The organism is Kaistia sp. 32K (assembly GCF_016629525.1).
Lineage (GTDB): Bacteria > Pseudomonadota > Alphaproteobacteria > Rhizobiales > Kaistiaceae > Kaistia.
In genome coordinates, this window is sequence record NZ_AP024269.1 from 1863690 (window position 1) to 1876283 (window position 12594).

At 65.9% G+C, this 12594-nt stretch carries 9 protein-coding genes and 1 riboswitch; of the genes, 6 read left to right on the plus strand and 3 right to left on the minus strand.

Annotation, left to right across the window (positions count from 1 at the left end; translation table 11 throughout):
• Together K32_RS08340 and metA are read left to right on the plus strand one after the other, a co-directional pair.
• Positions 1 to 2751: an autotransporter domain-containing protein gene (locus K32_RS08340; protein ID WP_201403570.1), complete on the plus strand. Its 2751-nt coding sequence runs from the start codon at positions 1 to 3 to the stop codon at positions 2749 to 2751.
• Between the two features lie 136 nt (positions 2752 to 2887).
• Positions 2888 to 2996, plus strand: a riboswitch (SAM-I-IV-variant riboswitch).
• Between the two features lie 37 nt (positions 2997 to 3033).
• The gene (gene metA / locus K32_RS08345; RefSeq protein ID WP_201403571.1) at positions 3034 to 3966 is read left to right on the plus strand and encodes a homoserine O-succinyltransferase; all 933 of its coding nucleotides are present in this window, start codon (positions 3034 to 3036) and stop codon (positions 3964 to 3966) included.
• A 343-nt stretch (positions 3967 to 4309) separates the two neighbouring features.
• On the opposite strand, the gene tyrS is transcribed toward metA, so the two are convergent.
• Both tyrS and K32_RS08355 read right to left on the minus strand, forming a co-directional pair.
• Entirely contained in the window at positions 4310 to 5563 is a 1254-nt protein-coding gene (gene tyrS / locus K32_RS08350; protein WP_201403572.1) for a tyrosine--tRNA ligase, read from the minus strand.
• 100 nt (positions 5564 to 5663) lie between these two features.
• Positions 5664 to 6725, minus strand: a complete 1062-nt coding sequence (locus K32_RS08355) for a 3-deoxy-7-phosphoheptulonate synthase (RefSeq protein ID WP_201403573.1) — start codon at positions 6723 to 6725, stop codon at positions 5664 to 5666.
• Positions 6726 to 7042: 317 nt separating this feature from the next.
• Here K32_RS08355 and K32_RS08360 point away from each other — a divergent pair, with 317 nt between their 5' ends.
• The 3 genes from K32_RS08360 to K32_RS08370 all read left to right on the plus strand — a co-directional run bounded on the left by K32_RS08360 (position 7043) and on the right by K32_RS08370 (position 10290).
• Positions 7043 to 8158 carry an anhydro-N-acetylmuramic acid kinase gene (locus K32_RS08360; protein WP_201403574.1) on the plus strand — a complete coding sequence of 372 codons (1116 nt, stop codon included), beginning with the start codon at positions 7043 to 7045 and terminating at the stop codon, positions 8156 to 8158.
• 61 nt (positions 8159 to 8219) lie between these two features.
• Positions 8220 to 9005, plus strand: coding sequence for a thioesterase domain-containing protein (locus K32_RS08365; protein ID WP_201403575.1), 786 nt, complete (start codon positions 8220 to 8222; stop codon positions 9003 to 9005).
• A 553-nt stretch (positions 9006 to 9558) separates the two neighbouring features.
• Entirely contained in the window at positions 9559 to 10290 is a 732-nt protein-coding gene (locus tag K32_RS08370; RefSeq protein WP_201403576.1) for an outer membrane protein, read from the plus strand.
• A gap of 251 nt (positions 10291 to 10541) precedes the next feature.
• Here the strand turns inward: K32_RS08370 and K32_RS08375 are convergent, their stop codons facing one another.
• The gene (locus tag K32_RS08375) at positions 10542 to 11195 is read right to left on the minus strand and encodes an alpha/beta hydrolase (protein ID WP_201403577.1); all 654 of its coding nucleotides are present in this window, start codon (positions 11193 to 11195) and stop codon (positions 10542 to 10544) included.
• 222 nt (positions 11196 to 11417) lie between these two features.
• Between K32_RS08375 and K32_RS08380 the strand changes: the two genes are divergently transcribed.
• The gene (locus tag K32_RS08380) at positions 11418 to 12578 is read left to right on the plus strand and encodes a cysteine desulfurase family protein (RefSeq protein ID WP_201403578.1); all 1161 of its coding nucleotides are present in this window, start codon (positions 11418 to 11420) and stop codon (positions 12576 to 12578) included.
• The last annotated feature ends 16 nt before the right edge of the window (positions 12579 to 12594 follow it).

Genomic DNA, 12594 nt, shown 5'->3' on the forward strand with positions numbered 1-12594 from the left:
ATGTCATCTCGCATTAATCGTGGCCGCACGGCCCGCGCGTCGCTGACCGCCGGCGTTTCGCTGGCCGTGATCGCGGCGATCACCGGAACGGCGTCCGCGACGGACATCACGACGGACCGGACGGTTTCGAGCCAGGCTGATTTGGACGCGCTTGGCGGCACGATCAACATCAAGGCGCCGAACTTTCTCCACGTCATCTCCGCCGACAATCTCGTCTTCTCGGGCACGGTCCAGAACGAGAACAATTCCTGGACGCCGAGCAATAACTACGGCCGCTTCAACAAGGGCGGCACGGGTACGCTGACGTTCGACGGCGTGACGATGACCCGCGGCGAGGCCTATGTCACCGGCGGCACGCTGGCGCTGAAGGGCAGCAACTTCATCGATTATCTGGCGGTCGGTTCGGGCACCGGAAACCGCGGCGCTATGACGATCGGCGACGGCGCATCGGCGCGCTTCAACGTCACCCTTTCGGTCGGCGACTGGGGCGGCACCGGCACCGTTTCGCAGACGGGCGGCACGGTGACCGTTTCGAAGGACTGTGACGACCTGGCCCGCTGCGGCGCGATGCATATCGGCAACCAGGGCGGCAACGGCACCTACACGATCAGCGGCGGTGTCCTGGATATCAACAATGCGCGCCTGACCATCGGCCGCAACGATCGGAATGAAGGCAACAGCACCGGCCTGCTCGAAATCCAGGGCGGTGAAGTCCGGATCGGCGAGAAGGCCTATCTGACGATCGGCTTCGGCGGAGAGCTGGCGGATCGCGCCGGCACGGCTTCCGGCGAAATCCACCAGACCGGCGGCGTGCTCAGCATCGCGAATGGCTCCCAACTTCATCTGGCCGGTCGCGGCACCGGCACCTACGACCTCGACGGCGGCACGTTGAAGATCGGTGGCAACAGCCTGATGGCCAATCGCCCCAACACGACCGGCGCCTACACGTTCAATCTCGGCGGCGGCACGATCAAGGTCGATGGCCAGAAGCTCGTGACCAGCGTCAATGCGACGCTGAAGGAAGGCACCGTCTCGACGATCGACACGAGCGGTCTGGGTGCGAGCTGGTCGGGTCAGTTGAACGGCACCGGCGGGCTGAACAAAGTCGGCGGTGGCGATCTCACGATCGGCACGCTGTCGAACCAGATCAGCGGCCTGCGGATCGCCGAGGGTTCCGTCACCCTTGATTCCACCACTCAGTTCGGCCTGCGCGATTTCGACCGGCCGGGCCCGGTCAACACGACGACCACGCTCGATCTCGCCGGCGGCACGCAGCTGAACGTCAACGGCAACTTCTCGCTCGGCGCGGAAGACCGCTTTATCGTTGGCATCGACGGCAACGACCAGGCGGGCCGGATCGTCGTCAATGGCCAGGCGGATCTGCAGGGCGCGACGCTCGAGATCGGCGCGAACCCCGGCCTGAAGGCCAATCACGACTACACGATCGTCTCGGCCGACAGCTTCCGGCAGGAAGGCGCGTCGGACAACTTCACCCTGGCGCCGACCGACTTCGCCTTCGTGACGCCGGAACTGCTCTTCGGCGAGATTGTCGGCGACAAGCAGAATCTCGCTCTGCGCCTCGATCGCGACAAGTCCTTCGCCTCGGCCGCGCTGACGCCGAATCAGGCGGCGGCCGGCAACGGGCTCGATTCGGTAGGCGGCGGCGCACTCTATGAGGCGCTGGAAGTCGTCTCGCGCGCCAACGCTCCGGCGGCCCTCGACGCGATCTCCGGCGAGGTCCATGCCAGCGCTTCCGGCGTGCTGCTGAACGACGGTCTCTTCCTGCGCGACGCCGTGCTCGGCCGCCTGCAGTATCCCTCGAAGGGTGCTGCCACGCCGTCCGTCAGCCTCGCTTCCGGCTATGCCGAGGGCGAGAAGCGCAGCGCGGCTCCGTTCCCGGGCGCCCCGCAGGCGCCGGTCGCCGAGGCCAACACGTTCTGGTCGCAGGCCTTCGGTTCCTGGGGCCATAGCGACAGCGACGGCAACGCCGCCAAGGTCGACCGTTCTACCGGCGGTATCCTGGTCGGCTACGACCGCGACTTCGGTCGCGATTGGCTGCTCGGCGTCGCCGCCGGCTACAGCCGGACGAACTTCGACCTCGATGACCGCAATTCGTCGGGCAACAGCGACAACTACCACCTGCTGGCCTATGCCGGCGGCAAGTTCGCCGATGTGAATGTCCGCCTCGGCGCCAGCTACACCTGGAACGACATCGACACGACGCGCAACGTCGTGCTGCCGAACTATTTCGAGCAGGTGAAGGCCGATTATTCCGCCGGCACGACGCAGGTCTTCGGCGAACTCGGCTATGACGTCGCCGTCGGCGCCGCGACGAAGATCGAGCCCTTCGCCGGCCTCGCCTATGTCCATCTCTCGACCGATGGTTACAGCGAGACGGGTGGCTCGGCGGCTCTCACCGCCGCGAGCAACAACCAGAGCGTCACCTACGGCACGCTCGGCCTCCGCGCCGATCACAAGATCGCCGTCGGCAACACCGCCGTGACGCTGCAGGGCGCCGCCGCATGGCAGCATGCCTGGGGCGACGTGACCCCGACGACGGCTCTGGCCTTCGCCGGTGGCGACGCCTTCCAGGTGACCGGCGCGCCGATCGCCAAGGACGCGCTGCTGCTCAAGGCCGGCTTCGACGTCGACGTGACGGCGGGCGCCAAGTTCGGCCTGTTCTACGCCGGCCAGATCGCCAGCGACGCGGCCGACAATTCCGTGCAGGGCCGCCTGAGCGTCGCCTTCTAAGGCGAAACTCCCGGACCGGACGAAATCGAGGGGCGGCGCTTTCGGGCGCCGCCCCTTTTCGTTTCGGTTCCCGCGCTTCGCGCGCGGCAGTCGCGATAGAATTCTTTGCCAAATCGCTCCAGTCGCGATAGAAGCGGTCCTACATCAAGAGTTGGGGCGACGCCCAACGCCAACCTGCCTATCCGGGCAAGGTGGCACTCTCCTTCGGAGAGGATGTGGCCGAGCCGGCAACCAAACGGATCCAGCCACCAAGCGTCCGCCCTCGCTGCAGAGGACGCATGAATGCCGATCAAGATCCCTGACGATTTGCCTGCTTCGCGGACGCTCGAGGCTGAGGGCGTCGTGGTGATGCGGGAAACCGACGCGGTCCGTCAGGACATCCGCCCGCTCCGGATCGGGCTCCTGAACCTGATGCCCAACAAGATCTCCACGGAGACGCAGTTCGCCCGCCTGATCGGCGCCTCGCCGCTGCAGGTCGAGCTCACCCTCGTGCGAATCACCGACCACACGCCGCGCCACACGGCGGCCGAGCACATGCTCGCCTTCTACCAGCCGTGGGAGGACGTGAAGTCGGAGCGTTTCGACGGCTTCATCATCACCGGCGCGCCGGTCGAGCGCATGCCGTTCGAGGCGGTCAGCTACTGGGACGAGATGCGCCGCATCCTCGACTGGACGCAGACGCATGTGCATCGCGGCCTGACGATCTGCTGGGCGGCGCAGGCGGCGCTGCATCATTTCCACGGCATGCCGAAGCACGACCTCGACGCCAAGGCGTTCGGCATCTTCCGCCATCGCAGCCTCTTGCCGAGCTCGCCCTATCTGCGCGGCTTCTCGGATGATTTCACCATCCCCGTGTCGCGCTGGACCGAGGTGCGCAGCGCCGATGTTCCCACGGGAAGCGGGCTCCGGACGCTGGCCGAGAGCGACCAGACCGGCCTCTGCCTGCTCGAGGATCCCGGCCACCACATGCTGCACATGCTGAACCACGTCGAATACGACACGACCTCGCTCGCGGACGAGTATCATCGCGACGCGGCGATCGATCCCGCCATGCCGCTGCCGGTCGACTACTTCCCGGACGACGACCCGACGCGGCGGCCGGAGAACCGCTGGCGCAGCCATGCGCATCTCCTGTTCAGCAACTGGATCAACGACGTCTACCAGACCACGCCCTTCGACATGGCGCGGGTCGGGCTGGACCGCGACAAGGGCTGAACGCGACGAGCGTTGACGGCAAACGAAAAAGGGCGGCGCCTCGGCACCGCCCTTTTTTGTTTCACGTCGTCGGGATCCGGCCCACAGCTCGGAGCCGCTAAAGCACCTGCGCCTTTCAGGCCAATCGACCGGCTCCGCCATCATCCTGAGGTGCTTCGCGTAAGCGAAGCCTCGAAGGAGGCTCCAGCGGGGCACCCCAGTTGCAGACGAAATCCGGCGAAATCCGCGCGGCGACCTAAATCAGGCGTTCCCTGGACCCTCCTTCGAGGCCCGGCGTTGCCGGGCACCTCAGGATGATGGCCGAGTTTTGCGAATGCAGCCCGGGAGCGACACCGCTCCCCGATCAGACCGGGCGGACCAGAATGTGCTTCTTGCGGCCGAGCGAGAGCTTCACCACGCCCTCGGCGGTCAGCGCGTCCGGGCCGACCAGCACCTTCTCGTCGGTGATCGCCTGGTCGTTGACCCGCAGGCCGCCGCCCTTGATCTGGCGCCGCGCTTCGCCGTTCGAGGCGACGAGGCCCGCCTGCACGAACAGCGACAGCACGCCGAGACCATTGGCGAATTCCGACGCGCCGACCTCGATCGTCGGCAGGTTTTCCGCAAGAGCGCCTTCCTCGAAGGTGCGCCGCGCCGTCTCGGCTGCCTCTTCCGCTGCCGCGCGGCCATGCGCCAGCGCCGTCACCTCGGTGGCGAGGATCTTCTTGGCGTCGTTGATCTCGGAGCCGCCGAGCGCCGCGAGCCGGGCGATCTCGTCGAGCGGCAGCTCGGTGTAGAGCTTCAGGAAGCGCTCGACGTCGCCATCCTCGGTGTTGCGCCAGAACTGCCAGAACTCGTAGGAGCCGAGCATGTCGGCGTTGAGCCAGACGGCGCCGTTCGCGGTCTTGCCCATCTTGGCGCCGGACGAGGTGGTGAGCAGCGGCGTCGTCAGCGCGTAGAACTGCTTGTCGAGCATGCGGTGGCCGAGCTCGATGCCGTTGACGATGTTGCCCCACTGGTCGGAGCCGCCCATCTGCAGGATGACGTCGTGACGCTGGTTCAGCTCGACGAAGTCGTAGGCCTGCAGGATCATGTAGTTGAATTCGAGGAAGGACAGCGACTGTTCGCGGTCGAGCCGCATCTTCACCGAATCGAAGGAGAGCATGCGGTTGACCGAGAAGTGGCGGCCGACGTCGCGCAGGAAGTCGATGTACTGCAGGCCGTTCAGCCACTCGGCGTTGTTGGCCATGATGGCCGGGCGCTCGCCGCCTTCGAAATCGATGTAGTTGGCGAACACCTTGCGGATGCCGGCCAGGTTCTCGTCGATCATCTCGTCGGTGAGCAGCTTGCGCGCCTCGTCCTTGAACGACGGGTCGCCGATGCGGGTCGTGCCGCCGCCCATCAGCGCCAGCGGGCGATGGCCGGTCTTCTGCATCCAGCGCAGCATCATGATCTGCATCAGCGAGCCGACATGCAGGCTCTTCGCCGTGGCGTCGAAGCCGATATAGCCGGTGACGGATTCCGAGGCGAAGCGGCGGTCGAGCCCCTCGCTATCCGAGCACTGGTGGACGAAACCACGCTCGGTCAGGATCTGCATCAACTCGGACTTGAAGGCGCTCATGACGGCCGGACCTTTGGACTTTGATTATTGGATTTGGGCCGCTTTCTAGCAGCCGGAACGGGAAATTTCACCTTGAAGGTGAAATTTCCCGGATCTTGCTTCACGCGGCGCGGCGGACGGCGGCGCGGCGGGCCTCGACGGTGGCGGCGAGCCGCTCGAGCACGTCGACGGTGGTGTCCCAGTCGATGCAGCCGTCGGTGATGCTCTGGCCGTAGACGAGCGGCTGGCCCTCGACGAGGTCCTGCCGGCCGGCGACCAGATTGCTCTCGACCATCACGCCCATGATGCGGCTGTCACCGGCTTCGAGCTGGCGGGCGATGTCCTCGACGACGAGCGGCTGGTTTTCCGGCTTCTTCGACGAGTTGGCGTGGCTGGCGTCGATCATGATGCGCGGCGTGATGCCGGCCTTTTCCGACGCCTTGGCGGCTTCCTCGACGCTGGCCGCGTCATAGTTGGTCGTCTTGCCGCCGCGCAGGATGATGTGACAATCCTCGTTGCCGGCCGTGGTGGCGATCGCCGAGCGGCCGGTCTTGGTCACGGCCAGGAAATGATGCGGCTCGGACGCCGACAGCACCGCGTCGAGCGCGATCTTGACGTTGCCGTCCGTACCGTTCTTGAAGCCGACGCCGCAGGAGAGGCCGGAGGCGAGCTCGCGATGCACTTGGCTTTCCGTCGTCCGCGCGCCGATGGCGCCCCAGCTGACGAGATCGGCGAAGTATTGCGGCGTCGTCATGTCGAGGAATTCGGAGCCGGCCGGCATGCCGAGATCGTTGATGTCGAGCAGGAGGTTGCGGGCGATCCGCAGGCCCTTGTCGATCTCGAAGCTGCCGTCGAGATTGGGATCGTTGATCAGGCCCTTCCAGCCGACCGTCGTGCGCGGCTTCTCGAAATAGACCCGCATGATGATCTCGAGCCGGTCGGCGAGGTAGGGGCGGATCTCCGCCAGGCGGCGGGCGTAGTCCATCGCGGCGACGGGATCATGGATCGAGCAGGGGCCGATCACGACGACCAGGCGGTCGTCCTCGCCCTGGAGGACGTTGTGCACGGCGGCGCGGGCGGCGGTGACCGTCTCGGTCGCCGTCTCGGTGCGCGGGAATTCCCGCATCACCTGCTCGGGCGTGCTCAGCTCTTTCAGATCGCGGATGCGAAGATCGTCGGTCATCAACACGGGTGTGGCTCCTTGGGATTGGACCCACCCGGCGGCACAAAAAAAAGCCGCCAGGTGTCTGGCGGCTTCGGGACATTCTGCGGCTTTTTAGACCGCGCGCACCCCTACCTCCGCCATTGCGAGCGGATAGCTAAAGTACCAAGCATAGGTGGTGGCGGCGAAAGTCATGTCAGCGCATATAGATCAGCCGAAGGCGTTTGTCACGTGGCGGATTGGCGGCGTGAACGAAACGGCGCGACTGTTGCCGATCTGCTCTTTGCCCGGGCGATCGCAGGGTCTATCCCGGATTCGGAACTATTCCGGGGGAACGAATGCGCAGAACCGTCGTTGTCGGCCTCATGAGTGGAACGTCAATGGACGGCGTCGACGCGGCCCTGATCGCGACCGACGGCGAAGAAGTCGAGGCTTTCGGCCCGACCCATTTCCGAGCTTATGAGCCTGAGGAGCGCGCCGTGCTGCGGGCGGCGCTGGCCGCCGCGGTGCATCTCGACCGGCGCGACGACCGGCCCGGTGTGCTCGCCGAGGCGGAGCGAATCGTCACCGAGGCCCATGCCGAGGCCGTCGAGGCGCTGCTCTCCCGCGTTGATGTCGACGCGCCGCGCGTCACGCTGGTCGGCTTCCACGGCCAGACCGTCTTCCATGCGCCGGGTCGCCGGCTGACCATCCAGATTGGCGACGGCGCGGCGCTGTCGCGGCGGCTCGGCCTCCCGGTCGTCTACGACTTCCGCGCCGCCGATGTCGCGGCCGGCGGGCAGGGAGCGCCGCTGGTGCCGATCTTCCACGCCGCGCTCGTGCGCGCCGCCCGCCTGGAAGGCGATGTCGCCGTGGTGAACATCGGTGGCGTCGGCAATGTCACGCGCATCGGCGCCGACGGCTCGATCGTCGCCTTCGATACCGGCCCCGGCAACGCGCTGATCGACGATCTCGTGCGCGAGCGCACCGGCGCCGCCATGGATGTCGGCGGCGTGCTCTCTTCGTCGGGAATCGTGCACCAGCAGTCGCTGGCCGAAATGATGGATGATCCCTGGTTCAGCCTGCCGCCGCCGAAATCGCTCGACCGCGACGCTTTTTCGCGCGCGCCGGTGGCAAGGCTTTCGACCGCCGACGCTGCCGCGACGCTCGCCGCCTTCACGGCCGAGTCGATCGCGCGCGCCGTGGCGCTCGCCGGCGGCGCCGACCAGATCATCGTCTGTGGCGGCGGCGCGCATAATCCCGCCATCCTGCGGTGTCTCGCCGAGGCGAGCGGCGCCACCGTCACGCCGGCTGACGCGCTCGGCTGGTCAGGCGATTTCCTGGAGGCGCAGGCCTTCGCCTATCTGGCGGCGCGCAGCGTCGCCGGCCTGCCGCTGAGCCTGCCGGAGACGACAGGCGTTCCCTATCCGATGCCGGGCGGCGTTCTGGCCGAACCGGCGGAGCTCCTGCGCTGATTGGACGAATCGCACCGCCTGCGGCAAGCATGGCCGCACGTTACTGACTGGGGAGATACGCATGCCGAGCCGCCTGACCAAACTCTGCTATGTGCTGATGGGCACTGCGTTGCTGTCCGCGCCGCTCGTGTCGGTTTCCGCCGCGGCGCCGGCCCAGCCGCCGGCTCAGTCGCCGGTCGCCCAGGCCGATCCGGCCAAGCCGGCGCCGGTCAAGAAAGCACGGAGCCAGGCCGCGAAGCCCGCCAAGGCGCAGCGCGATCCCCAGGTCTATCTCTTCCGCGGCCTTGCCAATGTCTTCTCGCTCGGCATGGACGACATGTCCAAGGAACTGAGCAGCCAGGGCATTCCCAATCACGTGCTCAACCACGCCAACTGGCCGCGCATCGCCGCCGAGATCACCGCCAAGTACAAGGCCGATCCGAAGGCGACCCGGCCGATCGTCCTCGTCGGCCACTCGCTCGGCGCCAATGCCGCGCTCTTGATGGCACAGCAGCTCTCGCGCAACGGCGTGCCCGTCGATCTCGTCGTCACCTTCGATCCGACCACCGCCGGCCCGGTGTCGCCGGGCGTCCGGCGCTATCTCAACCTCTACCAGTCGAACAATGGCTGGAGCTCGGCGCTCGACGTGCCGGCCGGCGCGGAAAGGCGGGTCGTCAATTCCGATGTGCGCAAGCGCCGCGACATCAAGGCCGAACTCTCCCATTTCGATATCGACAAGAACCGTGTCTTGCATGAGCAGGTCGTCTCCGAGATCGCCAGGCTGACCCGTGCGAAGCCCAAGGCTCCTGGCAAGGCCGGCGCGCTTGGCAAGGTGGCGACGGCGAACAAGGTCGCCGGGTCCCTCTAGGGCGATCTCGCGTCCTTCGGCGGCGAAGCGGATTGGCGGACCGGCCCCAGGGCGGTCCGCTTTTTTGTGCGCGCCTCGTGCCCCGATCTTTACGCCCGGGATGGTGCGCCGTCCCCGCGATGCGGCGCCGGCGGCGACTCGGAGATGGCCGTTTGCCCGGTCCCGAGTCGGCGGCGGCGAGGCGTCTGGCACCCGAAATCCCGACCAAATTGGCAATTTCAGGTTGAAAACGGGCGCCGGGTACCGTGCACGCGGCATTTAGAAGAGCGCCCGGAAAAAATCTTCAACGGCGTGTGGTGGCGAGGGTCACGCAGCGTCATTCGGCGCTTGGTCTTATCCTTCAATACTTTGCCGAAAATTTGATAAGTTTACTTGCTCATCATGAAGAAGAATGGCGTACTAACGTAGCGTCAGGTTGTGTTTTGGGTGATGCTGTTCTGCAACAGTCAAAGTGGAATGGGTGCGCTACAGTCCTGACATCGGTGATCGACTGTTCTGCCCCCTGGCCCATCCCGTCGATCGTCAGGAACCTTCCGAGCGTAAGGAGCTCCCGATGAAATTCATGCTTCGCAGTGCAACCATGGCTTCGGTGCTGGCGCTCGGCGTCGTCGGCGCACACGCCGCCGACCTGACCTATGAGCCCGCGCCGGTGGTGGCGCCGGTCGCCTTCAACTGGACCGGCTTCTACATCGGTGTGCATGGCGGCATCGGCGGCGGCGGCTTCGATACGACGTTCACGGACCCGGGCAACTTCTCCGTGGGTTGGAGCGACAACGCCTTTGGCGCCTTCGGCGGCGCGCAGGTCGGCTACAACTACCAGTTCTCGCCCAACTGGGTGGTCGGTGTCGAAGCCGATATCGCGGCTGCCGGCATCAGCGCGGAACATACCGCCGACTTTAACTATGGCGTCTCGACGAACCAGGAGGCGAAGGTCGATTGGTTCGGCACCCTGCGCGGCCGGATCGGCTATGCCTGGGACAATCTGCTGATCTACGGCACCGGCGGCGCGGCCTATGGCGACGTCGAAAGCTCCTCCAGCTATACCGACAACGTTCTCGGCTTCACCGACAGCAATTCCTTCTCCGACACCCGGTGGGGTTGGACTGCCGGCGCCGGCGTCGAATATGGCATCACGAAGAACATCACCCTGAAGACCGAGTATCTCTATGTCGATCTCGGCAGCATTCACACCAATAGTCTGAACGGCTTCCAGGGTATTGTCGGCGACAACGATGCCGATATCAAGTTCCACACGGTCAAGCTGGGTCTGAACTACAAGTTCTGATCCAAAGAAAGACGGGGGTGAGGGCTCCGCTTCGGCGGGGCCCTTTCTTTTTTTTGGCGTTTTCAAGCGACCCCGATGCCGGTTCGCGCCGGGAAGACGCGACCCAACGCAGCGCTGGCGTCGCGGATCGCAAGGCGGTGCTGCGACTGTTCGTCCAAAGCCGGCCATCAACAAAAAGAAACGGCCCGGGCGTTGACGCCTCGGGCCGTTTTGGTTCGTGCGGGCAGGGGCGCTCGGCCCTGCCGGAAGCGTCAGGCGGCGCTCAGCATGGCGAGGCGCTTGTCGACATAGTTGCCGCAGATATCGATCAACGGCTCGACCTGGCCTTCGAAGAAGTGGTTGGCGCCCGGCATGATCTGCTGCTCGACGATGATGCCCTTCTGGGTCTTCAGCTTGTCGACCAGCGTCTGCACGTCCTTCGGCGGCGCGACCTTGTCCTGGTCGCCATGCACGATCAGGCCGGAGGAAGGGCAGGGCGCCAGGAACGAGAAGTCGTAGAGGTTGGCCTGCGGCGCGACCGAGATGAAGCCCTCGATCTCCGGCCGGCGCATCAAAAGCTGCATGCCGATCCAGGCGCCGAACGAGAAGCCGGCGACCCAGCAGGCGCGCGCGTCGGGATGGATGGTCTGCACCCAGTCGAGCGCGGATGCCGCATCCGACAGCTCGCCTTCGCCATGGTCGAACTCGCCCTGGCTGCGGCCGACGCCGCGGAAATTGAACCGCAGCACCGCGAAGCCGCGCTTCGCGAACATGTAGAACAGCTGGTAGGTGATCGCGTTGTTCATCGTGCCGCCGAACTGCGGATGCGGGTGCAGGATGATGGCGATCGGGCCGTTCTTTTCCTTCGAGGGCTGGAATCGACCCTCGATGCGACCGGCGGGGCCGGTGAAGATAACCTCGGGCATTTTTTGCCTCGGACCTTTCGATCTGTTCAGAAGCCCCCAAGCGACCTATATCAGCGTCAAATCGTAACTTGACTCTGAGCGTCAGGGTTTCTAGAACACTTTAGAATTCTTCGAAATTGGCGTCGGATGTCGATCCTGCCGTGTAGCGGGCCTTGTAGCATGAGGCGGGGTCCGGATTTCAAGCATAATGCGACATCCGCTCGCGACTGGAGACTGCAAGCCTTGGCCGCGCCGCGCATCTATCTCGACTACAACGCCGGCGCGCCGCTTCGTCCCGAAGCGCGCGCGGCGATGGTCGATGCGCTGGAGGCCACCGGCAACGCCTCTTCCGTGCATGGCGAGGGCCGGGCGGCCCGCTCCCGGGTCGAGACGGCGCGACGCCGCGTCGCGGCTCTGGTCAATGCCGATCCGGCGCGGGTGATCTTCACGTCCGGCGGCACCGAGGCGAATGTCACGGCGCTGTCGCCGGTGATGCGGGTCGGCGCGGCAACGGTTTCGATCGACGTGGTGCTGGTCGGGGCGACGGAACACCCTTCCGTGCTCGCCGGCGGCCGCTTCGGCGCCGACAAGGTCCGTATCGTCGCCGTCGACGGCGAGGGCCGGCTCGATCTCGCCGATCTCAAGGCGCAGCTGGGCGCGGTCGCTGCCGAGGGCAAGCGGGCGCTCGTCTCTGTCATGTTGGCGAACAACGAGACCGGTACGATCCAGCCGGTGGCCGAGATCGCCGAGATCGCCCGCTCGTTCGGCGCGCTTGTGCATACCGACGCGATCCAGGCCGCCGGCCGCATCCCGGTCGACATCGCCGAGCTCGGCGTCGACCTTCTGACGCTCTCGGCGCACAAGCTCGGCGGCCCGCAGGGCGCCGGCGCCTTGGTGCTGGGTGGCGATCTGGTATCGCCGGCGCCGCTGCTCGTCGGTGGCGGACAGGAGAAATACAGCCGCGCCGGCACGCAGAACGTGGCGGCGATCACGGGCTTCGGCGTCGCGGCGGATTGCGCCCGCGCCGATCTCGACCGGCAGGCCGAATGGGCGCGCTGGCGCGACGAAATCGCGACGGCGGCGGAGCCTGCCATGCAATTGAGCGGGGAAGCCGAGCGGCTCCCGCAGACGCTGTCCCTCGGCGTCAACGGTCTCTCGGCGGAAACGCTGGTGATCGCGCTCGATCTCGAAGGGGTCGCGGTATCAGCCGGATCCGCGTGTTCTTCGGGAAAAGTCGGTGTTTCGCATGTGATGAAGGCGATGAACGTGCCGGATCCATATGCGAAATCCGCGATCCGCGTCAGTTTCGGATGGGAAACCACCGAAACGGACATACGTAGATTTACGGAGGTCTGGGGACGTGTCATGAGACGGCTCGCGCCGGGCGTGACACGCGCCGCATGACAACGCACTCAACCCG

Excerpts from the sequence above, each read along its gene's own strand:
- K32_RS08340 (WP_201403570.1), top strand. The coding sequence starts at position 1 with ATGTCATCTCGCATTAATCGTGGCCGCACGGCCCGCGCGTCGCTGACC.
- metA (WP_201403571.1), top strand. The coding sequence starts at position 3,034 with ATGCCGATCAAGATCCCTGACGATTTGCCTGCTTCGCGGACGCTCGAG.
- tyrS (WP_201403572.1), bottom strand. The coding sequence starts at position 5,563 with ATGAGCGCCTTCAAGTCCGAGTTGATGCAGATCCTGACCGAGCGTGGT.
- K32_RS08355 (WP_201403573.1), bottom strand. The coding sequence starts at position 6,725 with ATGACCGACGATCTTCGCATCCGCGATCTGAAAGAGCTGAGCACGCCC.
- K32_RS08360 (WP_201403574.1), top strand. The coding sequence starts at position 7,043 with ATGCGCAGAACCGTCGTTGTCGGCCTCATGAGTGGAACGTCAATGGAC.
- K32_RS08365 (WP_201403575.1), top strand. The coding sequence starts at position 8,220 with ATGCCGAGCCGCCTGACCAAACTCTGCTATGTGCTGATGGGCACTGCG.
- K32_RS08370 (WP_201403576.1), top strand. The coding sequence starts at position 9,559 with ATGAAATTCATGCTTCGCAGTGCAACCATGGCTTCGGTGCTGGCGCTC.
- K32_RS08375 (WP_201403577.1), bottom strand. The coding sequence starts at position 11,195 with ATGCCCGAGGTTATCTTCACCGGCCCCGCCGGTCGCATCGAGGGTCGA.